Below are 20,206 nucleotides of genomic sequence, written 5' to 3'. Positions count from 1 at the left end.
AGAAAAGATGAGAACAAAAATTAAAGAGCTGTTCAGAAATACTTCTGAATTTGCTTCCAAAGAAGTGACCATCTGCGCTTGGGTACGTACTAACCGCGCACAGGCACAGTTTGGATTCCTTAACGTAAATGACGGTTCATTTTTTGAAAATCTTCAGGTCGTTTACGATCAGGAACTTAATAATTTTGAGGACATCTCCAAGATAAGAGTTGGTTCCAGTGTTAAGGTAAGTGGTAAACTGGTGCTTACTCCAGATAATAAACAGCCTTTTGAAGTAAAGGCAACAGCAGTTGAACTTCTCGGTGACTGCCCAGAGAACTACCCAATCCAGCCAAAGCGTCATACCAGAGAGTACCTTCGTACTGTGGCTCATCTTCGTCCACGTACAAACCTCTTTAGCGCTGTTTTCCGTATCAGAAGTGTTGCTGCAATGGCAGTTCATACTTACTTCCAGGATAGAGGATATCTCTATGTGCATACTCCTCTTATCACAGGCGCTGACTGTGAGGGATCAGATCAGATGTTTAAGATCACTACCTTCAACATGAATGATCTTCCAAAGACTGAGGATGGCAAGGTGGATTTCAGCAAGGACCTCTTTGGCAAGCAGTCTTTCATCACTGGATCAGGACAGCTTCAGGGCGAGACATTCGCTATGGCTTTTGGTGATATCTACACATTTGGTCCTACATTTAGAACAGAGAACTCTAATACACAGACACATGCTAATGAGTTCTGGATGATCGAGCCTGAGATGGCCTTCTGTGATCTTCAGGGACTTATGGATATCGAAGAGGAAATGCTCAAGTTCGTAGTTAAGTATGTATGCGATAAGTGTCCAGAAGAGATTGATTTCTGTGACAAGTTCGTATCCAAGGGACTCAAGGACAAGCTTAACGCTATCGTAAACGCTGAGTTTACACGTATCAGCCATCATGATGTTATCGACATTCTCAAGAAGGCTGATGTTAAGTGGGAGTTCGAGCCAGACTACGGCGAGGATATTGCTAAAGAGCATGAGAAATACATTGTTGATTACTTCAATGGTCCAGTATTTGTAACAGACTGGCCCAAGGATATCAAGGCATATTACATGAAAGTCAACCCTGACAACAAGACAGTTGCAGCAGTAGACCTTCTTGTTCCACAGGCTGGAGAGCTTATGGGTGGTAGCCAGAGAGAAGAGAACCTCGACAAGCTTATTGAGAGAATGGATGAGATGGGCGTAGATAAAGAGGGTATCGACTGGTATCTTGACACTAGAAGATACGGCGGCTGCATCCACAGTGGCTTCGGTATGGGCTTTGAGCGTCTTATCATGTACTTAACTGGAGTTGAGAACATCCGTGACGTAATTCCTTATCCTAGAACACCTAGAAACTGTGAATTCTAATTTATTAGGGCACCCCGCGTGGGTGCCCTTTTGATTGTATTCCGCTAAGGATGCGCATACTGTTCTATATGGCTTTGTTGTTGAAACTGATTTTGGGATGTCATAATATATAATTAGGATTTTTTTTAACAAAAATGCCGGAATAGAGAGGACAAGGGGGATAGGTATGAAAAAAAGGAAACATATTCTTTTTAGAACAATAGCTATAGCTCTTGTTATGTCTTTTTTCATGGCAGAGCCAGCAGCGGTCTATGCCAAGACTAGTGAGGAACTAGAATCTGAGCAGAAAAAGCTTGAGGAAGAAGAAAAGAAGCTTGAGAAGCAAAAAAAGGATCTGGAAAAGCAAAAGACCGATAGCCAGAATAAGTTAAATAACGCAACCAGCCAGATAGGAACCATCTCAGAAGCCCAGGGTGAAACTCAGGAAGCTATTGATGAGACAAGTGGTGAGCTTGTAGGACTTATGGCTGATATTGAGCTTATCAAGGAAGATATATCCGCCAAGGAAAAACTCATTGAGCAGACACAAAAAGAGTATGACGCAGCCAAGGCCCAGGAAGAAACTCTCTATGCAGCAATGGTTCAGCGTGTTAAATATATGTATGAAAAAGGTGATTTTTCATATGTTCAGATTCTTTTGACGGCAACTAGCTATTCAGATGCTCTTAATAAGGTGTCTTACGTAGAGCAGCTGTATGAATATGACAGGACTAAACTTGCGGAATACGTAGCTGCCAAGAAAGCAGCAGAGGCCTATGGTATACAGCTTGAGGCTGAGAAGTCTGAGCTTGAAACTTCCAAGTATGAGCTGGAGGAAGAGCAGAAGTATATGGAAGAACTTCTGGCTCAGTACAAGGCTAAATATGCTGACTATGAGGTCAAGCTTGCCAAGGCCAAGCAGGATGCGGCAGTATATACAGCTCAGGTTAAGAGCCAGCAGTCCAGCATTGCGAGCCTTCAGAAGCAGATTGAAGCCAAGCAAAAAGAGGTAGACGCTGCCAAAAAGGCTACCAATGATGCCAAGGCTGCTGAGCAGACTGCAAGCGCACAGACGGATGGTGGAAACGGAGATGGCTCAGGATCTGGTTCCGGATCTGTAAGTTCAGGTGGAAACTCTGGCGGATCCAAGAGCTATGCATCTCCAGGCAGCCTCTCCGGAGCTAATATAGCAAGTTACGCATGTCAGTTTGTAGGTAATCCTTATGTACCTGGTGGAACAAGCCTTACAAATGGAGCAGATTGTTCTGGGTTTGTACAGTCAGTGTATAAGGCCTTTGGAGTATCGGTACCTCGTACATCCTGGGCACAGGGTAATTATGGAAGAGAAGTTTCTTATTCAGATGCACAGCCAGGTGACGTTATCTATTACGGCGGACATGTTGGAATATATATAGGCGGTGGGCAGATTGTACATGCTAGCACGCAGAAGACTGGAATCAAGTATTCACCTGCAACCTATAGATCGATCATTACGGTTAGGAGATTTATTTAAAGGTGTTGCTACTTGCATGAATACTATTTGAGTTGTGACGATAATGTCATGAAAAATGTGAAATAAAGTTCAGAATTTTTTTGATGAAATTATGGTAATATGCAAGCTAAAGTATAAATGATATATTAGTACAATGATATGATTCAGGAGTTGATAGCTTTTTGACACCTGATATTATATTTGAAACAAACTGATAAGTACATGAAAGGTAGAAATTAAATGGCGGCAGAGGAAAAGGTTATAGTCATTGACTTTGGCGGGCAGTACAACCAGCTTGTAGCCCGAAGAGTCAGAGAATGTAACGTGTACTGTGAGATTTATTCATACCGTACACCAATTGATCAGATCAAGGCGATGAATCCCAAGGGAATCATCCTTACAGGAGGCCCAAATTCCTGCTATGAAGAGGGAGCACCTACTTATACCAGGGAACTTTTTGAACTTGGAATACCGGTGCTTGGACTATGCTACGGCGCTCAGCTTATGATGCATGTTCTGGGAGGCAAGGTTGAGAAAGCTCCGGTTCGTGAGTATGGCAAGACAGAGACTTTCATTGATGGTTCCAAGGAAGCTCTTTTTGCAGGAGTTGAAGACAAGACTATAGTCTGGATGAGCCATTTTGATTATATCAGCAAGGTTGCTCCAGGATTTGAAATAATAGCACATACAGCTGATTGTCCTGTTGCTGCTGCGGCCTGCGAAGACAAGAAGCTCTATGCTATCCAGTTCCATCCCGAGGTTCTTCATACTGTTAAGGGTAAAGAGATACTTCATAACTTCGTACGTGGAATCTGCCAGACAGCTGGCACATGGCGCATGGATTCCTTTGTTGAGAACACAGTTAGGGAAATCCGAGAGAAGGTTGGCGATGGCAAGGTTTTACTTGCTCTTTCCGGCGGTGTTGACTCATCTGTATTGGCAGCTCTTTTAGCCAAGGCTATTGGTAAGCAGCTTACATGCGTGTTTGTAGATCATGGTCTTCTTCGTAAGAATGAGGGAGATGAGGTTGAGGGCGTATTTGGCCCTAATGGCAATTTTGATATCAATTTTATCCGTGTTAATGCGGCAGATAGATACTACGCTAAGCTCAAGGGTGTAGAAGAGCCTGAGCGCAAGCGTAAGATAATCGGTGAAGAGTTCATCAGAGTATTCGAGGAAGAAGCCAAGAAGATTGGAACAGTAGACTTCCTTGCTCAGGGAACTATTTATCCAGACGTGGTAGAATCAGGACTTGGCGGCGAGTCAGTTGTGATCAAATCACACCACAATGTAGGCGGACTCCCGGATTATGTTGATTTCAAGGAAATCATTGAGCCACTTCGCTCACTGTTCAAGGACGAGGTTCGTAAGGCTGGACTTGAACTTGGCCTTCCTGAATATCTTGTATTCCGCCAGCCATTCCCAGGTCCAGGCCTTGGAATTCGTATCATAGGCGAGGTTACAGCTGAGAAGGTTCGCATCGTTCAGGATGCAGACTATATCTATCGTGAGGAACTTGCGAATGCGCATAAAGAGGGCATTTGTCCTAAGCTTCCTGACCAGTATTTTGCAGCTCTTTCCAACATGCGCTCTGTCGGTGTAATGGGTGATGAGCGTACCTATGACTACGCAGTAGTCCTCCGCGCTGTAGAGACCATAGACTTCATGACTGCTGAGGCTTCTGAGATTCCATTTGAGGTTTTGCAGAAGGTAATGAGCAGGATCATCAACGAGGTCAAGGGCGTTAACCGCGTAATGTACGACCTTACAAGTAAGCCACCAGGAACTGTGGAGCTGGAATAATTAACGAAGTCCAAAGAATGCCGTATTTAAGCGGCTTTCAGGGATTTGGAAAAGCGATTTGATAACAAAATGATAACACTTGATAACTGAGCATTATTTATGAGTAATGCAAAAGGTTAGCAGGTGAGGTTTCAGCAAAGACTTAAAAAGGTCTTGTTAAGCTAATGAATAGCTTAGCAAGGCCTTTTCTTTTTGCCTTTATGTTAGCCGGTAGAAACCGCTCAGATAGGATTTGCTCAGATTATTCCTGGGGTGGAACAGTTTCAAAGTGTGAATGAGTTGTCTGACCGGGGGTTGGATAGTGATATCTCCAGGCATCGTATTCATCTTGGGTAATCTGACCGGATCTGAGTGCTTCGGACTTATCCATCCAATCCATCAGCATGTCATAAAACTGCATGCTGCCAGGGTTATTCCTTAAATCAAGATAAAGCTGAGGCTGTCCGTCTTCTGCCTTTTCAATCTTGAGACCGTAGCGATCTTCAATAGCGAAGAGGGTATGAATAAGCCCTGTGAAAGAGTCGATATCGGGAACCTTCAGGGCATCGGGTTTTACGTCAAAAAGCTCAGCCATAGCCTGAACAAGATTATCCTTTGGAACACGGTTTTCGCTCTCATATTGAGCCATACGGACATCGGCAGATTTTTCATCAAAGCCGATCTGTGCACCTACATATTTTTGTGTCATTCCGCGTTTACTACGGAAGAAATGGATTCGTTCTCCTATTGCCATAGTGAGGGCTCCTTTCGTTTGATGGGATTATCTTAACATATTTGTTTAGGACAATCAAGAACAATTAAACAAAAATGTTTAATAACTTACTTGACATTAACAAATATGTTTAGTATTATAAGCGTGAACTTAAACAAATATGTTAAGTGGCAACTGAATGATCGTCTGAGACACAGATATGACTCCGGAAAAGTATGCGAGGACCGAAAGCGAGCGTATGGAGGGAGCGAAAACGGCGCAGTCCAAAACAGTCTATAAGGCTAACGAACCCAGAGGTTACCCGTCAGGAAAGTGTCAAAGGAAAACGGCAAACGAAGTATCAACAAAAACGAAAACAAAGAAAGGAAAGAAATGTATGGAAAAAATGTTTTTGAGAGTAACAGATGTTATGGAAATTCTCGGCGTTTCTGATAGTTACGCCTATAAGCTGATAAGAAAGCTTAACAAGGAAATGCAGGAAATGGGATTTCAGACCATTCAGGGAAGGATCGATACCAAATTCTTCTATGAACACTTCTATCAGACCAAGGATTATGAGAGGAGGGATGCTTAATGCCGGTTTATAAGAACGACAAGAACGGTACCTGGTATGCGATGATCCGTTATAAGGACTGGACTGGGACGAATAGGCAGAAATGCCAGAGAGGGTTTTCTACTCGTAAAGAAGCTATTGAGTGGGAAGCTCAGTTTAAGCTTCAGCAGGCATCGGATATCGATATGACTTTGGAAGCCTTTTACGAACTTTACGAAAAGGACGTAAGACCAAGACTAAAGGAAAACACATGGATGACAAAGCAGGTCATATATGAAAAAAAGATCCTTCCTTATCTTGGAAAACGTAAGCTTTCTGAAATAACCGCAAAGGACGTGATCGACTGGCAGAACGAAATGATGCGTTTGACGAAAGCTAACGGAGAAACTTTTTCACCATGTTATCTGAAAACGATACATGCGGAACTAAGCGCACTTTTCAACCATGCGGCTAAGTATTATCACCTGAGCGTTAATCCGGCGAGAAATGCGGGCTGTATGGGGCAGGAAGATATAAAGGAAATGTCATTTTGGACTAAAGAAGAATATCTTGCTTTTGCCGAGGCAATCATGGACAGGCCGATTTCCTATTACGCTTTTGAAATCTTGTACTGGTGCGGAATACGTGAAGGAGAACTGCTTGCACTTACTCCGGCTGATTTTGATTTCGAAAAGTCAACGCTTAGGATCAATAAGTCTTATCAGAGAATGCACGGAGAGGATGTTGTAACGACGCCTAAGACCAAAAAGAGCAATAGGGTTATAAAACTTCCAAAGTTCCTGTGTGAGGAAATGAAGGACTGTCTGAAGATGTTTTACGATATCAAGCCCGGTGACAGGATATTTCAGTCATTATCCAAACATGTTCTCTCTACAGAAATGGAAAGGGGTTGCAAAGCCGCAGGAGTAAAGGTTATCCGAATTCATGATTTGCGGCACAGCCATGTATCATTTCTGATTAATAAGGGATTTACAGCACTGGAGATTGGAAATCGTGTAGGGCATGAAACAGAAAGGATCACGTACCGATATGCACATCTGTTTCCCACAAAACAGGATGAGATGGCAGATTTCCTTGATAATGAAAGATTTAGCAATGACACAGAAAAGGAGGCATAAGGATGTCAGCAAAGAATTTGGATCAGAGGGGCCGCTTTAGAAACAAGATAGTGGCGTTTAGGGTTTCACCTGAGGAAGATGCACTGATTGAAGCGGAAGTTCGCCTCTCAGGTCACACGAAGCAGGATTACATTATCAGTCGCTTGATGAACAAAACAATAACCGTCCAGGGAAATCCTAAAGTGTATAAAGCACTTAAGGACGAACTGAAAAAGGTTCTGAATGAGCTTTCTAGGATTGAGGCCGGTTCATCAGTGGATCCTGACCTGATTGTACTTATCAGACAAATAGCAACCATCATGGAAGGAATGCAGCATGAAGACGACTGGAGGTAAACGAAAAAGTCCTCTGCTGGAACAGAGGACTTTTCCTAAAAAGCTGAAGCTTTCTTATACAAATTTACTTAATTCAAAGTATAACAAGGCTTCCGCTTACATTCAATACAAAAATATGAAAACGGAGGAAAAATGTAAATGGAAGAAAACAAGACAGAATTAAAACTGATTCAGATGTCGGAAATCGAGACGGAGGAAATATCTTGGCTCTGGTTCCCGTTCATCCCATATGGAAAGCTTACTATCATCCAGGGAGATCCCGGCGATGGTAAGACAACGATGGTATTGAATCTTGCCGCGAAACTTTCACGAGGTGAGTCGCTTGATGATGGAATGAATTGCAGTGAACCGGTCAATATCATTTATCAGACTGCTGAAGATGGACTTGCTGATACAGTGAAGCCCAGGCTTGAAGAAGCGGGTGCGGATTGCAGCAGGATCTCAGTGATCGATGAAAGCGATAAATCCCTTTCTATGGCGGATGAAAGGATCGAGGAGGCACTTATAGCCACAAAAGCAAAACTTCTGATTCTTGATCCTATCCAGGCTTATCTTGGCGGAGGGATGGACATGAACCGTGCAAATGAAGCAAGAGATATGACGAAACGGCTTGGAGCATTAGCAGAAAAATATAAATGTGCCATCGTTCTCATCGGTCATATGAACAAAGCTTCCGGTAACAAAGCAGCATATAGAGGGATGGGATCGATAGACTTCTATGCTGTCGCAAGAAGCGTCCTGCTGGTCGGCAGGATTGAGGGAGAACCGAACTTAAGGGCTATGGTTCAGATAAAAAATAACCTTGCTGCTTTCGGTCACTCCAAAGCTTTTGAACTTTCAGAAGACGGATTCAACTGGATTGGGGATTATGAGATAACCGCAGATGAAGTCCTCGGAGGCATTGCTCCTAAAGTGAATAAACAGGACCGTGCCACGGACCTGTTGAAAGAACTTATGAAGGATAGACGGATTATTCCAAGCAACGAAATCTTTGAGATGGCAAGGGAAGAAGACATTTCGAAGAGGACGCTTGAAAATGCAAAACAGTCTCTCGGTATCAAAGCAAAAAAAATCAACGATACCTGGTATTGGGTCCTTAAGGAAGACACGGAATAAGGAAGAACGCAACAATGCAATGTGTCAAGAATTGCGGACTTGAAGAATGCAAGGTTGCAAAAAACTAAACACCTTGCGTTGTTGCGGACTTGGTTGAAAGGAGCGATTTATGAAATATGTACAGATAACGCAGGAGCTGTTTTTTAAACTTTTGAGCTATCACCTTTTGGATAAATTTGAAGAAAAGGAAGAAATCGAAAAAGGCCTTGAAGCAAAACTTAACACTATGGTGAATCATGAGATTTATTCAAAATCGAAAACAGCACCTACAGAAGAAGAAAGGGAAAAGTCGAGACAGGAATATCTTGACCGGGTGGGAATACATCCGGATTTCAGGTGGTAACTTTTCCTTTGTTAACAGAATACGATCCGGTGCAAACGGGTCGTTATATGAACCTTGACAACAGAATTTCCCGCCGAAGGCGGCTTACCGATTATGTGGCGCGCAGCACCACGGACATAATCGATAACCCCTTATGGATAATGACACTACGCATCATTATCCGGGGGCTCTCCGAGGGCTCTGCGAGGCGTTCTTGTTGTCTCACATGTAATTCACACTCGATCATGAAAGGAGAAATATGATCTCGTATTCATTACATTTATCCAACAAGAAGCATGCTCTTACCACCACGAAAAAAGTGGCGGCTGCGAGCAAGCATAATCTCCGCCAGTACGAAAGCCCGGAATATTGCCGGGACAATATCTTCGTACTTGTCGGCGGAGATAACATTCTTGATGATCTGAAGGAAGCATATCATCAAGAATTTGACGCTTGCCTTGAAGAATACAACAAGGGCAAGCGTGCCGATCGACAAATTGATGATTATTTGAAATACGTTTCCGAAAGCGGAAAGAACGATGTGGCAGCGGAGCTTGTCATCCAGCTCGGAGATGCAGAGTTCTGGCATGACAGGTCATTGGAGATGAAGAAGCAGATGCTTCCAATCTTCGAAGATCAGTTGAAACATCTTCAGGAACTTGTACCGGACTTCCGGATTGTATCAGCGGTTGTTCACCTGGATGAACATTCCCCCCATGCTCATGTGATCGGTCTTCCGATTGGACGGGGATACAAGCGCGGTATGCAAAAGCAAGCAGCGAAGACAAGAGTCTTCACGCAAGAGACACTTACAGAGCTTCAGGACAAGATGCATAAGTACGCCGAGCAGGAAATGAACGAACATCCGGAAATCTTCGAAGGAGAGAACCTTAAGGAAATCGAAAAGGGGCGGAACAGCGATTGGTCCAAAGAGTTCTTTGTAAGAAAGAAGGCCGAAGCTCTAGAATCATTGAATGAACAATATGCAGAAACGACAAACGCCGTTGAAGCGAATGAAACAGTTTTGGAGGAACTGAATAAGCAGACCGAGGAAACAATTCAGACGATGGTTGAAACGGAAGCTCAGAAGGAATTTATGAGGTACGCATTTCTCAAAGAACCGAAAACACCAATCGGAAAACTTGTCGCCGGAGCATGGCGGAAGTTTAAAGAGTGGTGGGATATGCACAAGCGTAAGGAAGTTGAAGAAAAGACCCGGGAAAGTGTTCTTGGCAGACTTGCGGAGTTAAAGAAAGAAACCTCAGAACAGCCAAGAAAACCGTTGGTGCCAAAAAAGCAAAGAGGACCGGAACTGGATTAGGCTTCTCCCTTGAGCGACAATGACGGGGGCGTGACACGCTCCCGTTATATGTCGATTAAGCAGGAATCATGTAAAATTATATGGACAAATGTGGAATAAAATATATGGACATTTTGCTGTGTCCATGATACAATCACAGAGTATATGAGAGGAGGCTTTAGATGGTTATTGGATCTGAAAGTGAAACCGTTGAGTTTAAGCTTACTACCGGAGAAAAGAATGAGGCTGTAGAAGCTATGGCTGCCATTTTGAATAAACATTGCCGAGGCACAGTGTATTTTGGTGTAGATGATTCCGGATTTGTTAGAGGACAACAGATTAGTGATTCTACCAAAAAGGATATATCAAGAATAATTAGCGACGCCATTGAACCGAGAATTGCGCCGACTATAGAGGTGCTCACTATAGAACAGCGAACGATAATTAAGGTGTCTTTTTCCGGACATAATAGACCCTATGCAGTTAATGGCAAGTATCTAATTCGAACAGGGACAGAGAATAGGCGTATGTCTCCTGATGAATTAAAACGGCTGATAAAGAATGATGATTACTCTTCCAAATGGGAAGAAGAGTTGACGGATTATACTACTGATGACCTGGATGATGATGCCTTGAAGGATTTTTATCAGTCTGCAAAAGACTGTGGCCGCTTGTCCATGAAGGAGTATGACAAAGAGAAACTGCTCACTACCATTGATATCGTACGCGGAGGACAAATAAACAATGGTGGGTATGCCCTATTTGGGAAAAATGCAAAGATTGGGTTAAAGCTGGCATCATATGCTACAGACAATAAAGTTACCTTCACAGATTTGAAACTCCTTGAAGGTAATATCTATAATCTTGTAAATGCTGCTTTAGATTACATTTTGAACCGCATCAACTGGAGGAGCGAAATTGGAGCAAGAAAGAGAAAAGAGATTCCGGAAATTCCAGAAGAGGCAATTCGTGAAATTATAGTAAACGCATTTGCACATGCAGATTATGAAACTGTTCCGGAGATTGAAATCGGTATTCATCCAGGAAAAATTGAGATATATAACCCCGGATCTTTTCCGGACGATTTAACGCCGCTTGATTTTATATCTAGGAATTTGCCTTCATATAAGCGAAATAAGTTAATATTAGATATTCTGTTTAGAAGTAAAGACGTTGAAAAGTCAGGTACAGGCTTCCAGCGTGTAAACGATTTTTGCAAGCAACAGAACGTGACTTGGAACTATAGGAAAGAAGCATACGGTTTCTTCTTCGAATTTATCAGGACAAATGTCCAGATAAATGTCCAGATAAATACTGAACTTACAGAAGCGGAGCAGGTCATTTTTAATCTGATTCAGAATAATGATGGTATCTCAAAAGCAGAGATGGCTATAAGAATCGGAAAGTCGGAAAAGACTGTACAGAGGCTTATATCTTCACTCATAAAGAAGCAGGTGATTGAGAGAGAAGGATCTAATAAATCAGGCAGTTGGAAAATAAAGATATAGGAGAGAAAGATAATTATTTATGGATTGGGAATTGTGTTCACAGCATTTGACTAGCGGTTACATTCCGGTAGCATTTGCTTTGGCAATATATTTGGTGATAGTACGCATATTTAAAAAGAAACATAGAGTAGGTCATATTCTAATATCATACGTTTTTTCATTTTATCTTGTGGGAATACTTACTATGACTGGAATTTGGTACAGAGGAGCGTTTTCGCCGAGAATAGTTTATATTCCTTTCGTGGATATGATAAGGGGACCTATAGATACCATTTTAAATGTTTTCTTATTTGTTCCACTGGGATTGTTTTTGCCATTGCTTTATGATGAATTCGACAAGGCTGGAAAAGTGCTTTTAGCTGGATTCTTAATTTCGGTATCCGTTGAAATAATTCAAATGTTCGGGTGTGGCGCAACGGATATTAACGATCTGATTACGAACACAATTGGTGCGTGTGTTGGATATGGAGTATTTAAAGTCCTGGAAAAGTTTATTCCCGATAAATGGATTGGCATATTTAGAATAACGGGAAAGAATGGATACATTGAGTTGATAATTTTTTGGATTGGAACGGCGATAATGATGCTCACTGTTCAACCATTACTTTTTCATAGGTTATTTAGATGATTGCATAGAAAGCATATGTAAAGCCAGCGAAAGAGTTATTCTATTCGTGGGTATATGCTAATGGATTAAGATAGAGACTACTTTTTAGATAAAACTTAGCTAAGGAATGAATTATAATGACAGATTTTTCTACTATCACAGCTTGTGGTGAGTGCTGTGTTGGATGTTCAAAAAAAATAGATGGATTATGCCCTGGGTGTATAGAGGCAGATGGGCGTGTCCCTGAATGGGCTCAGTCAGGCATGTGTAAGGTACATGCATGCTGTAAGGAGCATAATGCTCGGTTCTGTGGCCTGTGTAGCGAGTTCCCGTGCGACAAGCTTCCTCAGATGATCTCTTGGAATCCGGAGATTATCAAGCACCTCTCTGCTCTGAGGGATGAGTATATTTGTAGCAGTTTATCCGGCAAATATACGGTCAGAAAGTTATCTGAGGCGGATATACCTAAGGCCCTTTCTCTTTGTGAAAAGAATACACTCTATTATCAGTATTGTCCGCCGTTTGTGTCAGAGCAGAGCATCCGTGACGATATGAATGCTCTTCCGCCCGGCAAGACTATGACCGATAAGTATTATGTTGGGTATTATGATGAGGATCGACTTATAGCTGTTATGGATCTGATCATAGGATTTCCGGACAAAACCACAGCATTTATTGGCTTTTTTATGACAGAAGTGGATGCGCAGGGGAAAGGGTTAGGAAGTGCTCTTATTACAGAACTGACCAATGCTATGTCCGGTATTGGTATAAAAGAAGTTCGACTTGGTTGGGTTAAGGGTAATCCTCAAGCGGAGCATTTCTGGAAAAAGAATGGCTTTGCTGAAACAGGGGCAACCAATGAGACAGATAAATATACAGTTGTAGTAGCTCGAAGGGGATTGCAGTAATGAGCAATCATACAATGAATTTAACACCTTCTACATTCAAAATGATTCGAGAAGGAAAGGAGAAATACTTATGGCGAAGATAATAGCGATCTGTGGGAAAATATGTTGTGGAAAAACCTATTACGCCAATCAAATAAAAGAAAAAGAGAAAGCGGTTGTTTTATCATGTGATGAATTGACAAAAGATTTGTTTGATAATGATTTGGGTGAGAAACATGACGAAATGGCGTTAAGAATTTGGAGTTATTTTAAGAAAAAATCGGTGGAATTAGTGAACGTAGGTTGTACTGTTATCTTAGATTGGGGATTTTGGAGATTAGAAAACAGAAGAAGCTTGACCGATTTTTGCCACTCTCAGAATGTTCATTGTGAATGGCATTACATTGAGGTTGATGACCAAACATGGAATAAAAACATTGAAGAACGAAACTGCAGGGTATTAAACGGTGAAGGTGGTTCAGATTATTATCTGGATGAAGGGCTTATGGGAAAATTATTGTCTATGTGGGAAGAACCCACTAAAGATGAAATAGATGTTTGGTATACATTAAAAAGAAAATAGAATTGCTATTAGGCGACTTGATAACACTTCCGTGATAACAATTTGATAACATTAGCTGATACAGTCCATGTGATATGGACAGCTGAAACCAAATGAAGTCAAATCGTGACAGATAACCCTAACAAAAATGTTTAAGATACAGGTTTAGTTAGGGAGATGGAATAATCCACAGAGTTCGCAAACACCAGTGTTTATGCGGGTTTGAGGCAGGCCAGAATCTTTCGTGACAATAAAATGACAATATAAAGTCGAAAATCTGCACTGCAGATGGATGATATAAAACTTGTTCTCAGTTTACTGAGTGAACGTTTTTGTCAGGAAGATAACGGTTTAATACGGTAAAAAAATTTAGCCGTAGTGAATGTATTTATTACATTTGCTACGGCTATTTTTGTTGCTTGTTTGGATTATTTGGTTTTGGGTTTGCGTTTGCGCTTTTGCTTTACAAGTTCTTGGGCTTTCTGCTCCTCAAGAGAAGGCTTGCTATCGCCTTTCTTCTTGGGAGGGATAGGCATGACGTTAACGTGGTTTTCATCATATACCGGAGCAGGCTGGAATCCGGCAGCTCGCCTGGCAGCTTCCATTTCTTTCTGCTGTTCCAGTGGAAGCTTGTAACCGTGGAACTCTTCGTCGGTACCGATGGTGTCAGAATGAGCAATCTGCCAGGCATAATAATCATCCGGCGTGATCTTTCCATCTAACATGGAGTCACGGATGCCACACCAGTTGTATAAAAGGTCTGACAGAAGGTACTTATCTATGATCTGTTTGCTTGAAGATGATGCAGCTGTTTTATCAAAGATAAGATGCAGTTCGCCGTCAACCATTTTGGGAACAAGACAGTAGAGCCGTTCCAGAGCAAACAGAAACTGCTCAACGGTTGAAATATCGTGCGGATTGGGATCACGAAGTACAGCACGATCAATATCAAGTGCATCGGCGATGCTCATTAAGGTATCCTCGTCGGGGTATCTGTTGCCAAGCTCGTAATTGCGGATTGCACTCTCGCTGATACCGCACATTTTACCGAGCTGCTTTTGGGTTAAATGTTTTAAGGTGCGGAAAGAACGGATCTTTTCGCCTATTTGGAAGCCAACATTGGTATTATCGGTAGCCATAATAACAACCTCCTCAGTTCATTTCTGAAATGATTATATCACAATCAGTTCAAAAGTGAAATGTTTTTTGCAAAAATTCTATTGACAGTTCAATAATGAACGGTTAGAATACAAAACATAAACAGTTCAGAAATGAACTGATAAATAAAACAAAGCAAAGGAGAACAAAGAAATGGAAATGAAAACAATCGTGAAATCAGAAAACACATCCGTATTAAGATGCGGGGACATCATGGAGATCCTTGGGATATCCGATGGCAAGGCTTACGGCATCATCAGACAGCTCAACAAGGAGCTGGAAGCCAAGGGTTATCACACGGTGTCCGGACGTGTCAGCAGACAGTACTTTGAAGAGTGCTTCTACGGAATAACAAGAGGAAGGGAGGCGGTGTAATTGGCAGTTCTAAAGAACGAGAAGACCGGGAAGTGGGAAGTCCGGACATATTATAAGGACTTCACCGGTACCAACAGACAGAAAACAAAGCGCGGTTTTGATACGAAGCATGAAGCCCAGGATTGGGAGCGGGCCTTCAAACTTCAGAAGGATCAGAACATGGATATGTTCTTTGAAGATTTCGTTGAAATCTATACCAATGATAAGAAACCACGCGTCAAACTGAATACCTGGATGTCGAAGCAGCACATTATCGATACGAAGATCCTTCCTTACTTCGGGAAGAAGAAACTGTCGGAGATCCGCACTTCCGATATCCTCAGCTGGCAGAACGAGATTATGAAAAAGCATAAGGCAGATGGTTCGCAGTATTCACAGACCTATCTGAAAACCATCCATAACCAGCTCAGCGCGATCTTGAATCATGCGGTAAATATGTATGGGCTTCGGGTAAACGTAGCCCGCAGGGCCGGAAATATGGGTAAGGAGCAGTCGAAAGAAATGCTCTTCTGGACGCAGGAAGAGTATTTGAGATTTGTGGAGACCATAGCGGATAAGGAAGAGAGCTATATCGCTTTTGAGATCCTCTATTGGTGTGGTATCAGGCTTGGCGAACTGCTGGCACTGACACCTTCGGATTTCAATTTTGAAACCAATACCCTTACCATCAACAAGTCGTTTCAGCGTCTGGCGGGGAAAGATGTGATCACGGATCCAAAGACTCCTAAGAGCAATCGAAGGATCATCATGCCGGAGTTCTTGTCTACAGAGGTTGAGGATTATATCAAAAGGCTTTACGGGATATCTAAGCGTGACAGGATATTGCCATTATCCAAGAGTTTTCTTCATCACGAAATGGACCGCGGAGTGGCACTCAGCGGTGTAAAGCGGATAAGGATACATGACCTTCGACACAGCCATGTCAGCCTCCTGATCGACCTGGGATTTTCGGCACTGGCAATCGGAGATCGTGTGGGGCATGAGGCTATTGATATCACATATAAGTACGCTCATCTCTTTCCGACTGTACAGACGGATATGGCGAAACAGCTCAACATTGAGAGAACCGCGATCATGAACCATACATATGATTTGCCAACTGATAAGGAGGATGATGCAGATGTCAAAGAAGAATCTTGATAAGAAAAACCGGTTGAGAAGCAGGACAATAGCATTTCGGATGTCACCGGAGGAAGAAGCAGAACTGAGTCAAAGAGTGAAGCTGATGGGTTACAGAACGAAGCAGGATTACATGATAGAGGCTGTTCTTCATAACGAAGTAAGGGCTATCGGAAATCCGCTGATGCTGATCCAGTTCAGACAGGTGCTCTCACGAATAGAGGCGGAACTTCTTCGGATCCGGGATGCTTCTGATATGGATGAAGAACTACTTACACCTTTAAGAAGTATGCAAGAGATCTTGATCGCATTTGAAACCGGTAAGGCGTCCGATCAAAGCAACATTGTTTTGAAAAAGCAGGAGCTTGACCGTTTACTTCACCAATCCGTTTTATCGATACCACATCCCGGGCACGCACAGGATCTGGATATAAACAATAATCATGAATTACAGGAGGAAAAAGAAAATTGAACATTGATGCAAAAGAAAAAGCTGCTCTTAACTCAGCTGTTGGCGCAACTGATGAGCAGCACATTTCTAAAAACGTTAACCCGATTATAGCAGATGATTCCTGCGGAAACAATATGAAACCACCGGAAACTTCTGCAATGATGGGCGGTCTGGAAATTCTTTCCATGACGGAACTCTATGACAGTTCTTTTGAGCCGAGAGTTCCGGTGGTCGATGGTCTTCTGAATTCCGGCACATATATCTTTGCCGGAGCACCCAAAGTAGGAAAGTCGTTCTTTATGGCTCAGCTTGCTTATCATGTCGCGATGGGAATCCCCTTGTGGGATTATCCCGTAAGACAGGGATCGGTATTGTACCTGGCACTTGAAGATGATTATGCCAGGCTTCAGCAGAGGCTCGCGATGATGTTTGGAGAAGAAAGCACGGATAAACTTTATCTGGCAATCAAATCCAAAACGATCAAGGATGGACTTTCTGAACAGATGACCTGTTTTGTGAAAGAACATGCGGACGCAAGACTGATCATTATAGATACTCTCCAGCGTGTCCGCGAGGCTGACGGGGACAAGATGAGTTACGGCACCGACTATGAAAACATGACTCCGCTTAAGGAGTTCAGTGACAGAACCGGAGTCACGATCATCGTAGTTCACCATACCAGGAAGATGGCAGCGGATGATGTATGTGAGACAATCTCCGGCACTAACGGACTTTTGGGAGCCGTGGACGGCGCACTCATCCTTTACAAAAAGAAAAGGACTTCCCTTGAAGCAACACTTGATGTGATCGGAAGGGATCAGCAGGAACAGGAGCTCACGCTTGCCAGAAATCAGGACACCTGTGTATGGGAAAAGGTGAAATCAGAAACGGAATTATTTGTAGCAAAACCGGATCCGGTGCTTGAAAAGATCGCGGAGTTTATATCAGACAATAATCCCGAGTGGGAAGGAACCTCTTCGGAACTGATCGAAATGATCCCGGGACTTGAGGATATCATTCAAACCAATACGCTGGTCCGCAGACTGAATATCAACCGAGGGAAACTTTTCAGGGACTACGGTATTTACTATGAGCCCCTTCAGAGAAAGAGCGACCGAAAGCCCTTTGTTCTTCGCCTGGTTAACGAAGAAGCTTCGTAATCAATTTATGACGATTAGTGACGATAATGACGGTATTTTTGATAGCGTGCTGATATAGAAATAACCGTCATAATCGTCATTACCGTCATTGAATATGGAAGGAAATCCAATATGAAAAAGAATATACAGATACCATATGAGCTCTTTATAGAACTGATACATGTTCATCTTCTGGAAAACGAGGATCCGGAAATCTGGAAAAGAATTGCAGCGGGACTTAATACGAAGATTGATTCTTTGGTGATGCATGAGCTTTATGAAAAATATAAAACCGCTCCTTCGGAAGAGGAACGCGAAAAGGCCAGACAGGAATATCTCAACAGGCGCGGTATCCATAAAGATTTCAGATGGTAGGCCAAAAACAAGTCAGGGTAAGCCCTCGGCGTTTGAGAGCGAAATACACCCATTGCACAAATTACCATTTATGCAATAGGTTTCTTTCGCGGCTGCGCCGGGCTCATCCTGCTACCGCAGGAGGGAAAAGCATTGGCAAAACATACATTTGTTGAACACTATAAGCTACATGATGTTCAAGGAAAGATAGATTATATAAGTAATCCCGACAGGCAGGAGCATCTTTTTGCCACATATGATACAACTATCGATGAACGTTTCTGGGACTATCTTGCCGGAGAAAATCATCGTGCGTTTGAGGCATCCGGAGCCACAGGGGAATGCGTGGAAGCAAGGGAGTTCGTGATCATGCTCCCACCGTCCCTTAGGGAATATGATCCGCAGCTTCTTTTGAAACTATTTGCTGATAAGTTTAAAGCGGAGTACGGGCTGGACTGCTGTTCTGCTCTGCATTGGAACAAGGCAGAATCCAATTATCATATCCATCTTATATACAGTGAGCGTCGCCCTTTGGAGAATCCGGATATCAGGATTGCATCGCGGAACATGTTCTATGACGAGAACGGAAAGCACAGACGGACGAAAAAGGAAATCCTTGATGAAGAAGGAAATCTCAGACCGGGATGTCGAATCGTCCGCAAGGGGGAAGAATATAAGTGCCGGTTCTTTGGCCCAAAGGAAGATTTCGTCGGAACGAGTAAATTTCTCAGTGACGTAAAGCATATGTATACAGACGTGATCAACGCCTGTGTCAAAGATGAGTCGGAAAGGCTGACTGTATTTGACAGGAGCGGTCCGTACCTCGCTACGAAGAAGATCGGGAAGAATAACCCCAAGGCGGAGGTGATCAGAGCAGACAATGAAGCCAGGATGGAATGGAACCGGATTGTAGACGAGGCACGAGTTGCAGGAATTCCCGAAGAGGACATAGTAGCCATGAAGAAGGATTTCATTTCTTCGGAAGTGAAAAAGTCTATCAAGGATAACGGTAATAAGCCGGAACGCCTGGGTGAGATCATACGGAAGGCTATAGGTTCACTTGTTGAAAAAATCAGGAATTTCAAATTCCCCGAGAAGCCTGCTCCGGCATTTGGCTTTGCTGCATATAACGAGATGGTGAAGGTCAACAATGCACTTCGGAAGGTTAATGCGGAAATCGTCGCTATAGATAAAAAGATCAAGCATAAGCAGAATAAGATCAGCGAATCGCAAGGGATCAGGTATCGCAGTTTCAGGATTACACTGAATAAGGAAATAGCGGAGCTGTTGATCTTACGAAAAGAAAAGCAGGATGAGCTTGACCGGATCGTTAAAAAGGCCGGATATAGAGATGTTAATAAGTTCATGACAGCCTTTGAAAAATCCTGCAGGCTCCTTGAAAAGTATCAGGCGGAGTATCCGGATGAGAAGCAGCCGGTTGAGAAAGAAAGCGTTCTTTCTAAACTGAAATCTTACCAGGCAGAAGCAAAGACAACGGCTCGAAAAGATCCGGAAAAGCAAAAGAAAAAAGAGACGGAACGATAGGGTAAAGGGCGGGGGACACTCCACCCTTAAGCCCTTGATTGTGAACTTCCGCGATAATTAACTCTCGGCAGCCAAATTGAGAGGTGGAAAAATTGGAAAAACCCAGATTTTATGCGGATTTCGCTTGATTTTGAGTGGGGAACATGGTAAGATAATAGAGAAGTAATTACATCTCTATGGAGGCTGCCATGTATATGAATTTCCTTGTGAAGATACCGACTGGGGAAAACGGTATCACAATAAAAAACATCAAGGGAACTACCTACGTGTACTATGCGTATGAGAGAAAGTATGACCCTGACAAGAAGTATTCCGTCCCCAAGACCACATCCATCGGAAGACGTGATGATGAGCACCTTGACATGATGTATCCTAATG

Annotated in this window: 21 protein-coding genes and 1 pseudogene; 20 read left to right on the top strand and 2 right to left on the bottom strand. The window is 42.8% G+C overall.

Translation table 11 applies throughout. The annotated features are described in order from the left end of the window. Nucleotides 1-7: 7 nt before the first annotated feature. The 3 genes from asnS (at nt 8) to guaA (ending at nt 4,667) form a co-directional block, all read left to right on the top strand. The gene (asnS, locus tag BLO53_RS14500; protein ID WP_026489732.1) at nt 8-1,393 is read left to right on the top strand and encodes an asparagine--tRNA ligase; all 1,386 of its coding nucleotides are present in this window, start codon (nt 8-10) and stop codon (nt 1,391-1,393) included. A 166-nt stretch (nt 1,394-1,559) separates the two neighbouring features. After that, on the top strand, nt 1,560-2,885 hold the full coding sequence (locus tag BLO53_RS14495; protein ID WP_092063037.1) for a C40 family peptidase: 1,326 nt from the start codon (nt 1,560-1,562) through the stop codon (nt 2,883-2,885). A 219-nt stretch (nt 2,886-3,104) separates the two neighbouring features. Beyond that, the gene (gene guaA, locus BLO53_RS14490; RefSeq protein ID WP_092063034.1) at nt 3,105-4,667 is read left to right on the top strand and encodes a glutamine-hydrolyzing GMP synthase; all 1,563 of its coding nucleotides are present in this window, start codon (nt 3,105-3,107) and stop codon (nt 4,665-4,667) included. Nucleotides 4,668-4,908: 241 nt separating this feature from the next. Here guaA and BLO53_RS14485 read toward each other — a convergent pair whose 3' ends face one another. Then, complete coding sequence (locus BLO53_RS14485) at nt 4,909-5,400, bottom strand: helix-turn-helix domain-containing protein (RefSeq protein ID WP_092063030.1); 492 nt, start codon at nt 5,398-5,400, stop codon at nt 4,909-4,911. 355 nt (nt 5,401-5,755) lie between these two features. On the opposite strand from BLO53_RS14485, the gene BLO53_RS14480 reads away from it, so the two are divergent. The 10 genes from BLO53_RS14480 to BLO53_RS14430 all read left to right on the top strand — a co-directional run bounded on the left by BLO53_RS14480 (nt 5,756) and on the right by BLO53_RS14430 (nt 13,708). Beyond that, nucleotides 5,756-5,953, top strand: a complete 198-nt coding sequence (locus tag BLO53_RS14480; protein WP_092063151.1) for a helix-turn-helix transcriptional regulator — start codon at nt 5,756-5,758, stop codon at nt 5,951-5,953. After that, nucleotides 5,953-7,050 (top strand): site-specific integrase, encoded by a 1,098-nt coding sequence (locus BLO53_RS14475; RefSeq protein WP_092063027.1) that lies wholly within the window; start codon nt 5,953-5,955, stop codon nt 7,048-7,050. Before BLO53_RS14480 ends, BLO53_RS14475 begins: the two co-directional genes overlap by 1 nt. A gap of 2 nt (nt 7,051-7,052) precedes the next feature. Continuing rightward, a complete protein-coding gene (locus BLO53_RS14470; protein ID WP_026656441.1) occupies nt 7,053-7,385 on the top strand; it encodes a plasmid mobilization protein in 333 nt (110 codons plus the stop codon). Between the two features lie 138 nt (nt 7,386-7,523). After that, on the top strand, nt 7,524-8,501 hold the full coding sequence (locus BLO53_RS14460) for an AAA family ATPase (protein ID WP_092063021.1): 978 nt from the start codon (nt 7,524-7,526) through the stop codon (nt 8,499-8,501). Nucleotides 8,502-8,610: 109 nt separating this feature from the next. Beyond that, nucleotides 8,611-8,844, top strand: coding sequence for a complexin-2 (locus BLO53_RS14455; protein WP_092063018.1), 234 nt, complete (start codon nt 8,611-8,613; stop codon nt 8,842-8,844). Nucleotides 8,845-9,082: 238 nt separating this feature from the next. Continuing rightward, a complete protein-coding gene (locus BLO53_RS14450) occupies nt 9,083-10,144 on the top strand; it encodes a plasmid recombination protein (RefSeq protein WP_092063015.1) in 1,062 nt (353 codons plus the stop codon). Between the two features lie 161 nt (nt 10,145-10,305). Continuing rightward, nucleotides 10,306-11,631 (top strand): RNA-binding domain-containing protein, encoded by a 1,326-nt coding sequence (locus BLO53_RS14445; RefSeq protein WP_092063011.1) that lies wholly within the window; start codon nt 10,306-10,308, stop codon nt 11,629-11,631. Between the two features lie 184 nt (nt 11,632-11,815). After that, nucleotides 11,816-12,259 (top strand): VanZ family protein, encoded by a 444-nt coding sequence (locus BLO53_RS14440; RefSeq protein ID WP_242875387.1) that lies wholly within the window; start codon nt 11,816-11,818, stop codon nt 12,257-12,259. A gap of 116 nt (nt 12,260-12,375) precedes the next feature. Next, the gene (locus BLO53_RS14435) at nt 12,376-13,146 is read left to right on the top strand and encodes a GNAT family N-acetyltransferase (RefSeq protein ID WP_242875386.1); all 771 of its coding nucleotides are present in this window, start codon (nt 12,376-12,378) and stop codon (nt 13,144-13,146) included. Nucleotides 13,147-13,216: 70 nt separating this feature from the next. After that, nucleotides 13,217-13,708: an AAA family ATPase gene (locus BLO53_RS14430; RefSeq protein ID WP_026504359.1), complete on the top strand. Its 492-nt coding sequence runs from the start codon at nt 13,217-13,219 to the stop codon at nt 13,706-13,708. 407 nt (nt 13,709-14,115) lie between these two features. Here the strand turns inward: BLO53_RS14430 and BLO53_RS14425 are convergent, their stop codons facing one another. Then, the gene (locus BLO53_RS14425; RefSeq protein WP_092063004.1) at nt 14,116-14,826 is read right to left on the bottom strand and encodes a helix-turn-helix domain-containing protein; all 711 of its coding nucleotides are present in this window, start codon (nt 14,824-14,826) and stop codon (nt 14,116-14,118) included. A gap of 178 nt (nt 14,827-15,004) precedes the next feature. Between BLO53_RS14425 and BLO53_RS14420 the strand changes: the two genes are divergently transcribed. The 7 genes and pseudogenes from BLO53_RS14420 to BLO53_RS14390 all read left to right on the top strand — a co-directional run. After that, a complete protein-coding gene (locus tag BLO53_RS14420; protein WP_092063145.1) occupies nt 15,005-15,220 on the top strand; it encodes a hypothetical protein in 216 nt (71 codons plus the stop codon). Next, a complete protein-coding gene (locus BLO53_RS14415) occupies nt 15,221-16,360 on the top strand; it encodes a site-specific integrase (protein WP_092063001.1) in 1,140 nt (379 codons plus the stop codon). Next, entirely contained in the window at nt 16,341-16,811 is a 471-nt protein-coding gene (locus BLO53_RS14410) for a plasmid mobilization protein (RefSeq protein ID WP_242875385.1), read from the top strand. Before BLO53_RS14415 ends, BLO53_RS14410 begins: the two co-directional genes overlap by 20 nt. Then, entirely contained in the window at nt 16,808-17,950 is a 1,143-nt protein-coding gene (locus tag BLO53_RS14405) for an AAA family ATPase (protein ID WP_330388927.1), read from the top strand. Before BLO53_RS14410 ends, BLO53_RS14405 begins: the two co-directional genes overlap by 4 nt. Nucleotides 17,951-18,061: 111 nt before the next feature. Beyond that, nucleotides 18,062-18,304, top strand: coding sequence for a complexin-2 (locus BLO53_RS14400; RefSeq protein ID WP_092062998.1), 243 nt, complete (start codon nt 18,062-18,064; stop codon nt 18,302-18,304). Nucleotides 18,305-18,436: 132 nt separating this feature from the next. Then, nucleotides 18,437-19,828: a MobA/MobL family protein gene (locus BLO53_RS14395; protein ID WP_092062995.1), complete on the top strand. Its 1,392-nt coding sequence runs from the start codon at nt 18,437-18,439 to the stop codon at nt 19,826-19,828. Nucleotides 19,829-20,016: 188 nt separating this feature from the next. Next, nucleotides 20,017-20,206, top strand: a pseudogene (locus tag BLO53_RS14390) (IS1634 family transposase); the annotation flags it as partial.

The organism is Butyrivibrio sp. INlla14 (genome assembly GCF_900102515.1).
Lineage (GTDB): Bacteria > Bacillota > Clostridia > Lachnospirales > Lachnospiraceae > Butyrivibrio.
Note: the sequence above shows the minus strand (reverse complement) of the source record. Positions and strands in the feature narration are given on the sequence as shown.

Bases quoted from the DNA above. Each gene is read 5' to 3' on its own strand.
- asnS (WP_026489732.1), top strand. From the start codon at position 8: ATGAGAACAAAAATTAAAGAGCTGTTCAGAAATACTTCTGAATTTGCT.
- BLO53_RS14495 (WP_092063037.1), top strand. From the start codon at position 1,560: ATGAAAAAAAGGAAACATATTCTTTTTAGAACAATAGCTATAGCTCTT.
- guaA (WP_092063034.1), top strand. From the start codon at position 3,105: ATGGCGGCAGAGGAAAAGGTTATAGTCATTGACTTTGGCGGGCAGTAC.
- BLO53_RS14485 (WP_092063030.1), bottom strand. From the start codon at position 5,400: ATGGCAATAGGAGAACGAATCCATTTCTTCCGTAGTAAACGCGGAATG.
- BLO53_RS14480 (WP_092063151.1), top strand. From the start codon at position 5,756: ATGGAAAAAATGTTTTTGAGAGTAACAGATGTTATGGAAATTCTCGGC.
- BLO53_RS14475 (WP_092063027.1), top strand. From the start codon at position 5,953: ATGCCGGTTTATAAGAACGACAAGAACGGTACCTGGTATGCGATGATC.
- BLO53_RS14470 (WP_026656441.1), top strand. From the start codon at position 7,053: ATGTCAGCAAAGAATTTGGATCAGAGGGGCCGCTTTAGAAACAAGATA.
- BLO53_RS14460 (WP_092063021.1), top strand. From the start codon at position 7,524: ATGGAAGAAAACAAGACAGAATTAAAACTGATTCAGATGTCGGAAATC.
- BLO53_RS14455 (WP_092063018.1), top strand. From the start codon at position 8,611: ATGAAATATGTACAGATAACGCAGGAGCTGTTTTTTAAACTTTTGAGC.
- BLO53_RS14450 (WP_092063015.1), top strand. From the start codon at position 9,083: ATGATCTCGTATTCATTACATTTATCCAACAAGAAGCATGCTCTTACC.
- BLO53_RS14445 (WP_092063011.1), top strand. From the start codon at position 10,306: ATGGTTATTGGATCTGAAAGTGAAACCGTTGAGTTTAAGCTTACTACC.
- BLO53_RS14440 (WP_242875387.1), top strand. From the start codon at position 11,816: ATGACTGGAATTTGGTACAGAGGAGCGTTTTCGCCGAGAATAGTTTAT.
- BLO53_RS14435 (WP_242875386.1), top strand. From the start codon at position 12,376: ATGACAGATTTTTCTACTATCACAGCTTGTGGTGAGTGCTGTGTTGGA.
- BLO53_RS14430 (WP_026504359.1), top strand. From the start codon at position 13,217: ATGGCGAAGATAATAGCGATCTGTGGGAAAATATGTTGTGGAAAAACC.
- BLO53_RS14425 (WP_092063004.1), bottom strand. From the start codon at position 14,826: ATGGCTACCGATAATACCAATGTTGGCTTCCAAATAGGCGAAAAGATC.
- BLO53_RS14420 (WP_092063145.1), top strand. From the start codon at position 15,005: ATGAAAACAATCGTGAAATCAGAAAACACATCCGTATTAAGATGCGGG.
- BLO53_RS14410 (WP_242875385.1), top strand. From the start codon at position 16,341: ATGTCAAAGAAGAATCTTGATAAGAAAAACCGGTTGAGAAGCAGGACA.
- BLO53_RS14400 (WP_092062998.1), top strand. From the start codon at position 18,062: ATGAAAAAGAATATACAGATACCATATGAGCTCTTTATAGAACTGATA.